This window comes from Pseudoclavibacter sp. RFBI5 (assembly GCF_002931395.1).
Taxonomy (GTDB): Bacteria; Actinomycetota; Actinomycetes; order Actinomycetales; family Microbacteriaceae; genus Pseudoclavibacter.
In genome coordinates this window covers 1,040,977-1,054,222 of record NZ_PSYA01000010.1, presented here as the reverse complement: position 1 = coordinate 1,054,222, position 13,246 = coordinate 1,040,977, and the positions used below count along the sequence as shown (strand labels likewise).

Below are 13,246 nucleotides of genomic sequence, written 5' to 3'. Positions count from 1 at the left end.
CGCCGAGTGTGACCTCTCGGCACCTCGGCTCCACGTGGCTCCATTGCCGATTGCGGCACGGGGACTGGTGGAGCCGTTTCCCGTCTGGCACGGTTAGGCGTCCACTCCACTCCCGCACCCTTGGATACGCACATGACCGAGCCTCGCCCGGCAGACAGCCCCGCCGCCGCAGCACCGCAGGTACCCCTCACGCGCAACCAGCGCCTCGACCGGCTCCCGTTCACGGGCAGGCACCGGAAGCTGCTCTTCGGCTCCGGCATCGGCTGGGCGCTCGACGCCATGGACGTGAGCCTCATCTCGTTCGTGATGGCCGCGCTCGCGGTGCAGTGGAGTCTCGACGCGACGACGCTCTCGTTCATCGCGTCCATCGGTTTCGTCGGGATGGCGATCGGGGCGAGCCTCGGCGGTCTGCTGGCCGACAAGCTCGGCCGGCGTCAGGTCTTCGCCGCCACGCTGCTCATCTACGGCCTCGCGACGGGAGCCTCGGCGCTCGCGGCGTCGGTGGCGGCGCTCATCGTGCTCCGCTTCGTCGTCGGCCTCGGGCTCGGGGCCGAGCTCCCCGTCGCGTCCACTCTCGTGAGCGAGTATGCGCCGAAGCGCATCCGCGGTCGAGTCGTCGTGCTGCTCGAGGCCTTCTGGGCCGTGGGCTGGATCGGCGCCGCGCTCATCGGCGCCTTCATCATCCCGCTGTCCGACGACGGCTGGCGCTGGGCGCTGCTGACGGGTCTGCTGCCCGCGATCTACGCGGTCGTCGTGCGCTTCGGGCTGCCGGAGTCGGTGCGCTTCCTGGAGAGCAAGGGCAGATACGGGGAGGCCGAACGCGCAGTTCGGCAGTTCGAGGAGTCGGCGGGGGTGGATGCGCCGGAAGCGTCGGCCGTCGAGGCCACGGACCGCGCGCAGGCCGCTGAGCGCGCGAGTGCGGCGTCCGGCGCGCGGCCGGCGCGGTGGCGTGACCTGTGGGCTCCCGCGCTGCGCCGCAGGACGGCCGCGCTCTGGGCGGTGTGGTTCTGCATCAACCTCAGCTACTACGGCGCGTTCATCTGGATCCCGAGCCTGCTGGTCGGCCAGGGGTTCACGCTCGTGAAGTCGTTCGAGTTCACGTTGATCATCACGCTCGCGCAGCTGCCTGGCTACGTCGTAGCCGCCTTCCTCATCGAGCGGATCGGCAGGAGGGCGACACTCGCGATCTTCCTGCTCGGCTCGGCGGGGGCCGCCTTCTGGTTCGGCTTCGCGACCACGGAAGGCACCATCCTGGCCGCAGGAATGTGCCTGTCGTTCTTCAACCTCGGCGCCTGGGGTGCCCTGTACGCGATCGGACCCGAGCTCTACCCGACGAGACTGCGGGCATCCGGAACGGGGGCGGCGGCCGGCTTCGGCAGGATCGCGTCGATCATCGCGCCGCTGCTTGTCCCCGTCATGCTGGCCGCCGGCGGAGGCGTGCTCGTCTTCAGCGTGTTCTCGGCGGCCTTCCTCCTCGCGGCCGCGGCGGCATTCACCCTTCCCGAGCTCATGGGCACCGAACTCGAGGAGTAGCGCTGCGCGAAGCCCGTGCTCCGTGCGCGGACCGCGCGCGCCGCAGCTCGACCGAGGCGGTCGCCGACTAGCCTGGAGCCGTGAGCGAACGACAGGATCCTTCACGACGCGGGGTCATACGGGGAAGCGCGGCGGTCGGCGGAGGAATCGCGACGGCGGCGCTGCTCGCTGCCTGCGGAGGGCCAGACAGCGAAGGCGCTGGCGGTTCCGCTGCGGCGGCGAGCGGATCCATCCCGCTCACCGAGGTGCCCGTGGGCGGTGGGGCCATCGTCGCAGCCACCGAGACCGTCATCACGCAGCCGGCGGCTGGCGAGTTCTTCGCCTTCAGCTCGATCTGCACGCATCAGGGCTGCCCGGTCTCGCAGGTCACCGCTGAGCACATCATCTGTCCATGCCATTCGAGCCACTACGACACGAGGACCGGCGAGCCCGTCTCCGGACCAGCCAACCAGGCCCTCGCCCCGCGCACCGTCACCGTCACCGAAACTGAGGTCGAATACTCGTGAGCATCACCAACATCGAGGCGATCCGCGACCTCGCGTCGAACGCCGGCCTGGAAGTCGAGTACTGGGGCTGGCGGGGCGAGAAGGAGCAGGTGTCGCCGGAGACGTTGGCGGCGGTGCTCGATGCGCTCGGGCTGTCGGCGAACACCGATGACGAGGTGGCCGCATCGACCGTCGCCTTCGAGGAGCGTCCGTGGCGGCGCACGGTGCCCGCCTGCACGACCGTGCGCGCGGGGAGTTCCGCGAGCGTCTTCATCCACGTGCCGCACGGCAGCGCCGTCACCGCAGAGGTTCGGCTCGAGGATGGCACCGTCCGCCAGCTCGAGCAGCTCGACAACTGGGTCGACCCGCGCAGCATCGACGGCGCGCTCGTCGGGCGAGCCACGTTCGCCGTGCCGACCGACCTGCCGACGGGCTGGCACTCGATCGCCGCCAGCGTCGGCGAGGGAGCTGCCGCCGTGGAAGAGGCGGACTCGGGCACGCTCATCGTCGTGCCGACGACCACGCCATGGCCCGAGCAGCGCTCCTGGGGACTGTTCACGCAGCTGTACCAGCTGCGCTCCTCGACGTCCTGGGGCATCGGCGACCTCCGCGATCTCTCGGTGCTGACCGCCTGGGGAGCTGAGCGCGATGCCGACTTCGTGCTCGTCAACCCGTTGAACGCGAACCCTCCGGTCTCACCGCTCGAGCCGTCCCCGTACCTGCCGACCTCGAGGCAGTTCGTCGACCCCCTCATCCTCAACATCGACTGGGCTGCCGTCTTCGTCGCAGAGCGCGCGCCGCTCCCAGCCTCGACGATCGAGCTCCTCTCGGGGCTCGCAGCCGCGGCCATCGTCGGGAACGGCATCGACACGATCGACCGTGACGAGGCCTGGGCGCTGAAGGAACCCGCTCTGCGCGCGCTCTTCGAGGCCTGGCGGTCGGCGAACGTGGTCGACGACGAATTCGATGACTTCCGACGAGCCTCGGGTGAGCCACTCGAGCGGTTCGGCGTCTTCTGCGCCATCTCGAGCGTCCATGGCCGCGACTCCCGCGAGTGGCCGCGCGAGCTGGCGACGGCCAACGGAGCCGAGGTGCTCCCGTTCGCCATCGCGCACGCCGAGGACACCGAGTTCCATGTGTGGCTCCAGTGCCTCCTCGAGGTGCAGGCGAGGAGGGTGCAGTCCGAGGCCAGGGCCGCCGGGATGTCGCTGGGAGTCGTGCACGACCTCCCCGTCGGCGTGCATGCCGGTGGTGCGGACGCATGGTCGTTCGGTGCGGCGATGGCCCGTGGCGTGACGGTCGGGGTCCCTGCCGACCAGTACAACCAGTTCGGTCAGAACTGGTCACAGCCGCCGTGGCGCCCCGACATGCTCGCCGAGCTCGGCTACGCGCCGTACCGGGACATGCTCCGCGCCGTCTTCCGCAACGCGGGCGCCGTCCGCATCGACCACATCCTTGGCTTCTTCCGCCTCTGGTGGATCCCGGAGGGGAATACCGCGAAGGACGGCTGCTTCGTGCGCACCGACGCGGAGGCCATGCTTGGCATCCTCGCGCTCGAGGCCGAGCGCGCCGGCGCCGTCGTGATCGGCGAGGATCTCGGCACGGTGCCGCCCGAGGCTCGGGATGCACTGGCTGAGCGGGGCATGCTCGGCGCCTCGGTGCTCTGGTTCGAATGGGAAGAAGACGGTGTCCCACTCGCCGCCGAGGACTACCGGCGCGCCTGCCTGGCGACGGTGACGACACATGATCTGCCGCCGACGGCCGGGTTCCTGGCTCTCGAGCATCTTGACGTTCGCGAGCGCCTCGGCCTCCTCGAGGGCTCCGTCGAAGAGGCGAGGGCCGAGGAGACCGAGACGATCTCGAAGGTCGTGGACCGCCTCCGGACGGCGGGTCTGGTGGGGGAGGAGCCCTCCAACGAGGATCTCGTCGTCGCGCTCCACGAGTACCTGGCGGCCTCCTCGGCGCAGCTCTTCGGGGTCGGGGTCTCCGATCTGGCCGGTGACCGCCGCGGCGTGAACCAGCCGGGCACGGCCGACGAGTACCCGAACTGGCGCGTCCCGATGACGGATGCGAGTGGTCGTCTGGTGCTGCTCGAGGAGCTGCTCGCCTCGCCGCTGGCGGCGAGGATCGCGGCCTCCTCGGCCAGATCTGAGTGATCTCCATGAGGCGCGTCGACCGCTGGCGGTCCCGGCGGGGTCGGGGCGGCCTCCTGGTCGGGGCGCTCGGCATCCTGCTGCTGCTGCTCTCCGCCTGCTCGCCGGCGTGGCCCGAGCCCTCTCCCGGCCCGGCTGAGGCGGTCGACGTGATCGCCACCCCGGGGGCGACGCCGGTTCCCACGGCCACTTCGAGCCCCGTGAACGTGCAGGTCGTGGCGGCGCCGCGCGTGGCCGAGAACGAGAACCCCAAGCCGGTCGACGGCGAGCTGCGCTTCACCCGTGGGCAGTGGGCGACCGTCCTCGGCGCGAGCGGAGAGCCCGTCGGCCGCTTCACGGTGACGGGGGTCTCCTTCGGCGTGAAATGCCTCGCTGCGGACGCGCCGAAGGCGAAGGGGAGCTACGTGGCCATCCAGCTGCAGGTCGAAGGCTACGGCGCGTTGGGGGCAGAGCATGACGGCGGGGGCTACGGGCCCGTCTTCGGGTTGAACGACCTGCAGCTCCTCGAGCAGAACTCCGAGTCGCGTCTCGGCGGTTCCATCGCAGAGGACTGCATGGACGGGTCGGTGGAGCAGCGCGAGTACGGGGTCGGTACGGAATCCGGCTACCTCGTCTTCGACGTGCCCGAGAAGAAGTTCGACGTCGTCTGGGAGTACGGCGAGCAGACGTTCCGCTACGTCAACCTCATGCAGTGACGCCCCTCACGCTCTGACGAGGGGACGCAAGGGATGCCTGCGAATCGCTCCAACCGCGGGCTCAGGTGAAGAGCTGGGGGAGGAGTGCCGCCGCCAGGGGATAGCCGAGGAACGAGACGGCATCGAGGATGAAGTGGGCGACCACGAGCCCACCCACGCGCCCCCTGCGCAGGAACCACCACGAGAACAGCGCGCCCATGGCCACGTTCCCGATGGCCATTCCCGGCCCCTGGTACAGGTGGTAGGAACCGCGCAGCAGCGACGAGGCGACGATGATCTGCCACGTCGCCCACCCGAGTTCACGCAGTCTCGTCACGAGGTAGCCGACGACGACGACCTCCTCGAGCAGTGCCGCTCGCAGCGCGGCGAGCAGCAGCAGGATCACGGTCCACCAGGTGATCTCCTGGGCGCTCGCCTCGACCGAGAGCGTGAGGCCGAGGGCCCGCGTCGCCAGGTAGAACAGGATGCCGGGGATGCCGATGCAGGCGGCGAGCAGGAGACCATGGCCCACGTCGCGGACCGGCTGGCGCGCATCCAGACCGAGCCTCCGGAAGCCGGAGACCGTGGGTGTCCAGAGCAGCCAGATAACGAGCGCCACGGGGACGAGGTCGGTGGCGACGCTCATGAGCTGCAGGAGCGCGTCGAAGAGCGGCCTGGCGTCGCGGGAGGCGTTCAGCGTGGTGGTCTGGTCGGCGATGGCTGTGTCGCGGGTGGCCCGCTCGGCGAGCGAAATGATGGCGTAGAGGCTGGACGGGAGGATCGCCAGCGCGAGGACGATCCAGATCTCCCACCGCGTGCGGATGCGCGCGGAACGGTCCAGGAGTGAGGGGCCTTCACTGACCGTGACGTCAATGCGCGAATGTGACATGTCGGCAGTCTACGAACGCCGAAGGGCTTGTGTGAGATGAACAAGACCCGTTTCGTGTGCGTAACAATCTTCTGAATTGGCAAGAGGGCGCGCGCGCGGGGGCGTAGGTTCAACGGGTATTTGTCGAGAATTCACAGAGTCCGTGGATCTTCGACGCTCACACCCCCATGTTTCCCCCAAGGAGGTCCTATGAGGACATCACGAGTTATCGCCACGGGAGCCATTGTCGCCACAAGCGCGTTGGTGCTCGCTGGCTGCTCCGCCCCGAACCGCGATCCGGAGATCGTCGGTGGCTCCGCCATCACGGTTGCCTGGAACGATCCGTTCTTCGCGTTCAACGTCAACACCTCGGCCAACAACGCCGCGGCGAACGCCAACATCGTCCACGTCACGTCGGACGGCTTCATCGACTACGACCCGACCCCTGAGCTCGTGGAGAACACTGAGTTCGGCACGGTCGAAGAGGTCTCGAGCGACCCGCTCACCATCAAGTACACGGTCAACGACGCGGTGACCTGGAGCGACGGGACGCCGTTCGACGGCGCCGACCTGCTCCTCACCTGGGCTGCCAACACGACGCACCGCTCCGCCGGCGAGGTCCCAGAGGCCGAGTACGACGACGAGGGCAACGTCACCAACCAGGACGCGATCGACGCGGCCGCAGACGCTGGCGTCTACTGGGGAACCGACCCGGCTCCCGGCCTCCAGCTCGATCTCGCATCGGCAGTTCCGACGCTGGCCGACGACAACAAGTCGTTCACGGTCGTCTACGACCAGCCGTACGCCGACTGGAAGACCATGTTCGCGCCGGACACGACGGCGATCTCGGCACACGGCACCGTCCAGCTCGCCTACCCGGGCGAGTACGACGACGCGCAGGCCGCCAAGGATGCCTTCATCACGGCCGTCAACGACAACGACACCGCCTTCCTCGGCAAGGTCGCGTCCGAGTACCGCACGGGCTACGACTACACCTCGATGCCCGAGGAGCCGCAGAAGACGCTCTCCAACGGCCCGTACACGATCACGGATCTCGTCGAGAACCAGTACGTGACGCTCACGGCCCGCGAGGACTACACGTGGGGCCCGCTGCCGCACTACGAGACCATCACGATCCGCTTCATCCCGGACCCGCAGGCACAGGTGCAGGCGCTCCAGAACGGTGAAGTCCAGATCGTCTCCGGCCAGCCGACGACCGACCTCCTGCAGCAGCTCGAGGCCACCGAGGGCATCGAGTGGGAGTCCTCGCTCGAGGGCACCTACGAGCACGTCGACCTCCAGGTCGCCAACGGCGGCGTCTTCGACCCCGCAACCTACGGCGGCGACGAGGCCAAGGCCCAGCAGATCCGCGAGGCCTTCCTGCTCACGATCCCGCGCCAGGAGATCGTCGAGAAGCTCATCACGCCGATCGCACCGGATGCGACCACCCGCGACTCGCTCGTGTTCCTCCCCGGAGCCGACGGCTACGAGGATTCCGTCGCCGCCAGCGGCGTCGACCGCTACTCGGGCGACGACGCGGCCATCGAAGAGGCCAAGGGCCTCCTCGCGCAGGCCGGCGTTGCCAACCCGTCCGTCCGCTTCATGACGGCATCGTCGAACCCGCGCCGCCAGCAGGAGCTGCAGCTCATCAAGGCCTCGGCTGAGAAGGCCGGCTTCACGATCGTCGACGCGAGCGCCGAGGACTGGTCCACCGTGCTCACGACGCAGACCGACGCCTACGACGCAGCCCTCTTCGGATGGCAGTCCGAGGGTCTCGGTGTCGGCGAGCCGTCCCCGAACTACATCACGGGCGGCATCAACAACTACTACGGCTGGAGCGACCCCGAGCTCGACCAGATCCTCAAGGACGTCGAGGTCACCCTCGACCCGGCTGAGGCTCAGGGCAAGCTCGTCGACGCCGAGAAGATCATCATGGACAAGTCCTGGTCCGTGCCGATCTTCCAGTTCCCCGGCGTGGTCGCCTGGAGCGACCAGGTCGCGAACGTCAAGCCCGGATTCCTCTCCCCGCAGTACTTCTGGAACGCCTGGGAGTGGGCACCCGTGGAAGCCGCTGAGTAGTCACACCAGCGTCGAGCTCTCGACGCGCTGACCGCCGCGCGGTCAGACCAAGCGACGGCGGGAGTACCGTAGTCTTCTCGACTGCGGGACTCCCGCCTCGTCTGTTCGCGGCCACACCCCGGCCGAATGCCTCCTCCAGAACAGGACACCTCTGTGCTGAGATTCACCCTCCGACGCCTCTTCGTGTCGATCTTCATCCTGCTTGGCGCGCTCTTCATCGTGTACAACCTCGTCGCGATCTCGAAGGACCCGCTCGCGGACATCTTGGAGTCCACGGCTCCCAACAAGGAGCAGCTCATCGCCGCGCGCGTGGAGCTCCTGCAACTGGATGTGCCCGCCCCAGCCCGCTTCTTCCTCTGGCTCGGTGGCATCCTCGGGTTCTTCATCCCGACCTTCGATGACCCGAACGGACTGTTCGGCTTCCTCGGCAACAACTTCTCCATGGGCGTCAACATCGTCGGCCAGGACGTTGGACCGCTCATCGCCTCGGCGGTCGGCCAGACCCTGCAGCTCGTCACCGCCGCGACGCTCATCGCCGTCGTGATCGGCGTCGCCGTCGGCGTGACGACCGCTCTGCGCCAGTACTCGGGCTACGACTACACGGTGACGTTCCTGTCGTTCCTCACGTACTCGCTGCCGATCTTCTTCGTCGCCGTGCTGCTGAAGCAGTACATGGCCATCGGCTTCAACGACTTCCTGCAGGCCCCGCAGATACCGATACCGATGCTGCTGCTCATCGGCGTGGTCATCGGCTTCATCTTCATGTCGATCATCGGGGGGCCCGCAAAGACGCGAGCCATCGTGTTCGGCGCCGGCACCGCTGGCAGCATCGCGATCCTGTTCGGGATGGAGCTGCTCGATTGGTTCCGCAACCCGGGCCTCGGCACGGTGCTGATCATCTTCCTCGGGCTCGCGACGGTGCTCATCACCGCGGCGCTGACCGTCGGCCTCTCGCACCGCCGCAACCTCATCGTCACCGGTGCGGTCGCGGTCGTCGGGGGAGCGCTCTGGTACCCGCTGCAGTTCGCGATGACGAACGAGATCGGCGCCTGGTTCCCGATCGTCCTCATCGTCGCCTTCACCGCCATCGCCTACTTCGCCGGCAAGTTCTTCGGCGGCCTCGACAAGCGCAACGTCGCAGGCAATGCGGCGATCGTCGGCTTCGTCGTCTCGCTGCTGCTCGTCATCGACCGCGTCATGCAGACCTGGTCCGGCTACTACGACCAGACCGGCGGGCGACCGATCGCGACGGTCGGCGCATCCAGCCCGCAGCTCGGCTCCGACCCGTCCATCTGGCTGCAGATGCTCGACGGCTTCACGCACCTGCTGCTGCCGACCATCGCGATCATGGTCATCTCCATCGCGAGCTACAGCCGGTACTCCCGGTCGAGCCTGCTCGAGATCATGAACCAGGACTACGTGCGGACCGCTCGCGCGAAGGGCCTGCCGGAGCGCACGGTGGTCATGCGCCACGCACTGCGCAACTCGCTCATCCCGATCACCACGATCGTCGCGGCCGACGTCGGAGCCATCATCTCCGGCGCGATCGTGACCGAGCAGATCTTCGGCTGGAGGGCGATGGGCTCGATCTTCTCGGAGTCGCTGCGCAACGTCGACCTCAACCCGCTCATGGGCTACGTCCTCGTGACCGCCGCCCTCACGGTGATCTTCAACCTGATCGCCGACATCCTGTACTCCGTCCTCGACCCGCGAATCCGCCTGAGCTGAGAGAGGGCTGAGCTATGACGACTCCGAACTTCACTGAGATCACCTCACCCCAGCCGCACGGCCCCGGGGACGAGCTGACCATCGAGCAGCGAGAGACCATCGGCCTGAGCCAGGGCCAGATCGTCTGGCGCCGGTTCGTGCGCCACACGGGAGCGATGGTCTCGACCGCCGTCCTCCTGGTCATCGTGCTGCTCGTCTTCACCTCCGTCGGCATCGTCGTGCCGTGGTGGGACTTCTCCGAGGGCAAGTTCACGCAGATCCAGGTCCCCGGCTGGTGGGCCTACGACTGGAACTCCATCGCCCCCATCGAGAACGGCGGCAACCCGACCTTCGTGAGCCTGTTCGACTGGGGCTCGCACCCGTTCGGTCAGGACGAGATCGGCCGCGACATCTTCGCCCGCGTCATGCGCGGAACGCAGCAGTCGCTCACGGTCATGTTCATCTACGGCATCCTCGCCGCGGTCATCGGCATCATCGTCGGCGGCATCGCGGGCTACTACCGCGGTTGGGTCGACAACCTGCTCATGCGCGTCACCGACCTCTTCCTCGTCATCCCGACGCTCGTCTTCGCGGCCGTCCTCGGCCAGCTCGCCGGCCAGAACGAGGTCCTCCGGGCCTACGGTGCCGTCTCGCTCGCCGTCGTGCTGGGTCTCGTCGGCTGGATGTCGCTCGCCCGCCTCGTGCGCGGAGAGTTCCTCACGCTCCGAGAGCGCGAGTTCGTCGACGCCGCGCGGGTCGCCGGTGCATCGGGGCGCCGCATCATCTTCCGCCACATCCTGCCGAACGCCCTCGGCGTGGTCATCGTCTCCACGACCCTGCTCATGAGCGCGGCGATCATCCTCGAAGCCAACCTGTCGTTCCTGGGCTTCGGCATCCAGCCGCCAGACGTCTCGCTCGGCCAGATCGTGCAGGAGTACCAGGGTGCGTTCGCCACTCGCCCGTGGCTGTTCTGGTTCCCGGGTGCCTTCATCGTCGCCATCGCGCTGTGCATCAACTTCATCGGCGACGGACTGCGCGACGCGTTCGACCCGCGCCAGCGCAAGATCCCCGGCAACGGCACCTGGTCGCGCATGTGGCGCACGCTCACCTCGCGCGACGGCCGCCCCACCAAGGGCGACACGAGCACGGGTGACGCGAGCAAGGCGGATGCGTGACGCGCCTCGTCGCAGAGCGCGCCCCTCGCCTGGTCCTCGCCGGGCTAGATGGCGATGAGCGCGCCGACCACGAGCACCGTCGTGATGAGCACCACCGTGTTCAGCACGTTCTGGGTGCGCACGACCGGACCGATCGGCGTTCCAGCGTCTCGCTGCTGCTGAGCCCGGCGATGCGTGAGGTTCACGGCGGCGTCGCCGGAGTAGGTTCCGGGAGCCGCGCTCGTGCGGATGCTCTGGGACTCGTCCGTGAGCCGGCGCGGGTCCTTCCACAGGAGCGGATCGCGCGGGTCCATGCGCTCAGCGCTGAGTCGGTCGGGCGGGGGAGCGGCCCACGCGCTGACCTTGCCCTCCTGCGTCGTGACGGTGAAGCCGCGCGTCGTCTCGACGAGCTCGATCTGCCCGTAGGGCACGACCGTCTTCTTGAGCGGGTTGTTCACCTCGAGCGCATCGTCCGTGAAGACGACGCTCGGGCTCACCAGGGTGATCCATCCGAGGCCGAGGGCCAGGATGGGCAGCGGCAGCACCGAGAGCAGGTGCCGCTCGGCTCCCGGAGTGATCATCACGGAGATGACGGCGACGAGCGCCATCGCGGCGATGACGCCGTAGACGACAAGACCCATACGGGGGCGGAGAACGGTTCGCTCGGACACCCGCCCATTCTCGCAGAGGCCGCACGGCCCACACCCCAGACAGCACGCGCTGCAACCGCAGCCCACCGGGAGGCACGCTCATGAGCACGACTTCACGCAAAGACGACGCGACGCCGATCCTCGAGGTCCAGGATCTGAGCGTCGAGTTCTGGGTCGGCGGCGACTGGGTCACCGCCGCGAAGGACATCAACTACGTGGTCCGGCCGGGCGAGGTGCTCGCCATCGTCGGCGAGTCGGGTTCCGGCAAGTCCGTGTCGTCCATGACGCTCCTCGACCTCCTCCCGAAGAACGGGCGCACCTCCGGCAGCGCGAAGCTCAACGGCACCGAGCTCATCGGGGCGCCGCAGTCGACGCTGCGCCGCGCTCGAGGCAACGACATCGCGGTGATCTTCCAGGAGCCCATGACGGCGCTCAACCCGGTGCTGACGATCGGGTTCCAGATCTCCGAGGCGCTGCGCATCCACAACCCCACGATGACGCCGAACGCCGCCAAGGAGCGCGCGCTCGAGCTCCTCCGTCTCGTCGAGATGCCCAACCCGGCGAAGGCGTTCGACTCGTACCCGCACCAGCTCTCCGGCGGACAGCGCCAGCGGGCCATGATCGCGCAGTCGCTCAGCTGCGACCCGGACCTCCTCATCGCGGATGAGCCGACGACGGCCCTCGACGTGACGATCCAGGCCGAGATCCTCGAGCTCATGCGGTCGCTGCACGAGCGCCTCAACTCGGCGATCGTCATCATCACGCACGACATGGGCGTGGTCGCCGACATCGCCGACAACGTCATCGTGATGAAGGGCGGCGAGATCGTCGAGCGCGGCACCGTGCGAGAGATCTTCAAGAACCCGCAGCACGCCTACACCAAGACGCTGCTCGACGCGGTTCCGCACCTGGGCACAGGAGAGGCGAGCGGGCTGGATGCGCGCGAGTTCACGGGCGAGCCGGCGCTCGTCGTGCAGAACGCCGACATCGAGTACCCGAAGCAGGGCCGCGTCCCCGCGTTCAAGGCCGTCGAGGACGCGACCTTCGAGATCTACCCGGGCGAGATCGTGAGCGTCGTCGGAGAGTCGGGATCGGGGAAGACCACGGTCGCTCGCGCGGTCGTCGGACTGCTGCCGGTCGCGGCCGGCTCGATGAAGCTCAACGGCGTCGAGCTGAACGGGGTCTCGAGGCACGACCTCGCGAAGGTGCGCCGCGATATCGGCATCGTCTTCCAGGACCCGGGCTCGTCGCTCAACCCGAGGTGGCCCGTCGGGCAGTCGATCGCGGAGCCGCTCATCCTCGAGAAGAAGCTGACGAAGGCGGAGATCGAGGCGCGAGTCGGCGAGTTGCTCGACCAGGTCGAGCTTCCCCGCTCGTTCCGCAACCGCTACCCGAACGAGCTGTCCGGCGGACAGCGTCAGCGCATCGGCATCGCCCGCGCTCTGGCGCTCGAGCCGAAGCTCCTCGTCGCCGATGAGCCCACCTCCGCCCTGGACGTGTCGGTGCAGAAGCGCGTGCTCGAGCTGCTCGTCGAGATCCAGCAGCGGCTGCAGTTCGCCGTGCTGTTCGTGACGCACGACCTGGCCGTCGTCGACCAGCTGGCGAACCGGGTCATCGTCATGAACCACGGCAAGATCGTGGAGCAGGGGCCGACGGACCAGATCCTCCGTGCTCCGCAGGACCCGTACACGCAGCGCCTCGTCGCCGCCGTGCCGGTGCCGGACCCCGACGAGCAGGCGATCCGCCGAGCCGAGCGGGCCGCGCTCAAGCGCGCAACCGAGGGCGCGGTCACGGCCGAGGTCCTCGGCGACGACATCGTGGCCTCGGATGCTCCTTCGGCGCAGCAGGAGGACATCCTGCGCGCCGAGGCGGAGGAGCGGGAATCCGGCCAGTGACTCGATAGAAACTTCGGCCAGCGTGGGGGCGATCTCACGCTGGTCGGG

At 68.3% G+C, this 13,246-nt stretch carries 10 protein-coding genes; 8 read left to right on the top strand and 2 right to left on the bottom strand.

The window, feature by feature from the left end:
* The first annotated feature begins 132 nt into the window (after positions 1 to 132).
* The 4 genes from C5E06_RS11805 (at position 133) to C5E06_RS11790 (ending at position 4,866) form a co-directional block, all read left to right on the top strand.
* Entirely contained in the window at positions 133 to 1,533 is a 1,401-nt protein-coding gene (locus C5E06_RS11805) for an MFS transporter (protein ID WP_104306965.1), read from the top strand.
* Between the two features lie 80 nt (positions 1,534 to 1,613).
* Positions 1,614 to 2,039, top strand: a complete 426-nt coding sequence (locus C5E06_RS11800) for a Rieske (2Fe-2S) protein (RefSeq protein ID WP_104306964.1) — start codon at positions 1,614 to 1,616, stop codon at positions 2,037 to 2,039.
* The gene (malQ, locus tag C5E06_RS11795) at positions 2,036 to 4,174 is read left to right on the top strand and encodes a 4-alpha-glucanotransferase (protein WP_104306963.1); all 2,139 of its coding nucleotides are present in this window, start codon (positions 2,036 to 2,038) and stop codon (positions 4,172 to 4,174) included. The genes C5E06_RS11800 and malQ overlap by 4 nt, the downstream gene beginning before the upstream one ends.
* A 5-nt stretch (positions 4,175 to 4,179) precedes the next feature.
* Positions 4,180 to 4,866, top strand: coding sequence for a hypothetical protein (locus C5E06_RS11790; RefSeq protein WP_146081378.1), 687 nt, complete (start codon positions 4,180 to 4,182; stop codon positions 4,864 to 4,866).
* Between the two features lie 61 nt (positions 4,867 to 4,927).
* On the opposite strand, the gene C5E06_RS11785 is transcribed toward C5E06_RS11790, so the two are convergent.
* Positions 4,928 to 5,734 carry a CPBP family intramembrane glutamic endopeptidase gene (locus tag C5E06_RS11785; RefSeq protein ID WP_104306961.1) on the bottom strand — a complete coding sequence of 269 codons (807 nt, stop codon included), beginning with the start codon at positions 5,732 to 5,734 and terminating at the stop codon, positions 4,928 to 4,930.
* A gap of 189 nt (positions 5,735 to 5,923) precedes the next feature.
* Between C5E06_RS11785 and C5E06_RS11780 the strand changes: the two genes are divergently transcribed.
* The 3 genes from C5E06_RS11780 to C5E06_RS11770 all read left to right on the top strand — a co-directional run bounded on the left by C5E06_RS11780 (position 5,924) and on the right by C5E06_RS11770 (position 10,674).
* The gene (locus C5E06_RS11780; RefSeq protein ID WP_104241610.1) at positions 5,924 to 7,792 is read left to right on the top strand and encodes an ABC transporter family substrate-binding protein; all 1,869 of its coding nucleotides are present in this window, start codon (positions 5,924 to 5,926) and stop codon (positions 7,790 to 7,792) included.
* Positions 7,793 to 7,945: 153 nt separating this feature from the next.
* Positions 7,946 to 9,520, top strand: coding sequence for an ABC transporter permease (locus C5E06_RS11775; RefSeq protein ID WP_104241609.1), 1,575 nt, complete (start codon positions 7,946 to 7,948; stop codon positions 9,518 to 9,520).
* Positions 9,521 to 9,534: 14 nt separating this feature from the next.
* Positions 9,535 to 10,674: an ABC transporter permease gene (locus C5E06_RS11770; RefSeq protein ID WP_104306960.1), complete on the top strand. Its 1,140-nt coding sequence runs from the start codon at positions 9,535 to 9,537 to the stop codon at positions 10,672 to 10,674.
* Positions 10,675 to 10,718: 44 nt separating this feature from the next.
* On the opposite strand, the gene C5E06_RS11765 is transcribed toward C5E06_RS11770, so the two are convergent.
* Entirely contained in the window at positions 10,719 to 11,324 is a 606-nt protein-coding gene (locus tag C5E06_RS11765) for a hypothetical protein (protein ID WP_146081377.1), read from the bottom strand.
* An 80-nt stretch (positions 11,325 to 11,404) separates the two neighbouring features.
* On the opposite strand from C5E06_RS11765, the gene C5E06_RS11760 reads away from it, so the two are divergent.
* Entirely contained in the window at positions 11,405 to 13,198 is a 1,794-nt protein-coding gene (locus C5E06_RS11760) for an ABC transporter ATP-binding protein (protein WP_104306958.1), read from the top strand.
* Positions 13,199 to 13,246 lie beyond the last annotated feature (48 nt).

Coding starts and splice junctions, on each gene's coding strand:
- C5E06_RS11805 (WP_104306965.1), top strand. CDS start 133: ATGACCGAGCCTCGCCCGGCAGACAGCCCCGCCGCCGCAGCACCGCAG.
- C5E06_RS11790 (WP_146081378.1), top strand. CDS start 4,180: ATGAGGCGCGTCGACCGCTGGCGGTCCCGGCGGGGTCGGGGCGGCCTC.
- C5E06_RS11785 (WP_104306961.1), bottom strand. CDS start 5,734: ATGTCACATTCGCGCATTGACGTCACGGTCAGTGAAGGCCCCTCACTC.
- C5E06_RS11780 (WP_104241610.1), top strand. CDS start 5,924: ATGAGGACATCACGAGTTATCGCCACGGGAGCCATTGTCGCCACAAGC.
- C5E06_RS11770 (WP_104306960.1), top strand. CDS start 9,535: ATGACGACTCCGAACTTCACTGAGATCACCTCACCCCAGCCGCACGGC.
- C5E06_RS11760 (WP_104306958.1), top strand. CDS start 11,405: ATGAGCACGACTTCACGCAAAGACGACGCGACGCCGATCCTCGAGGTC.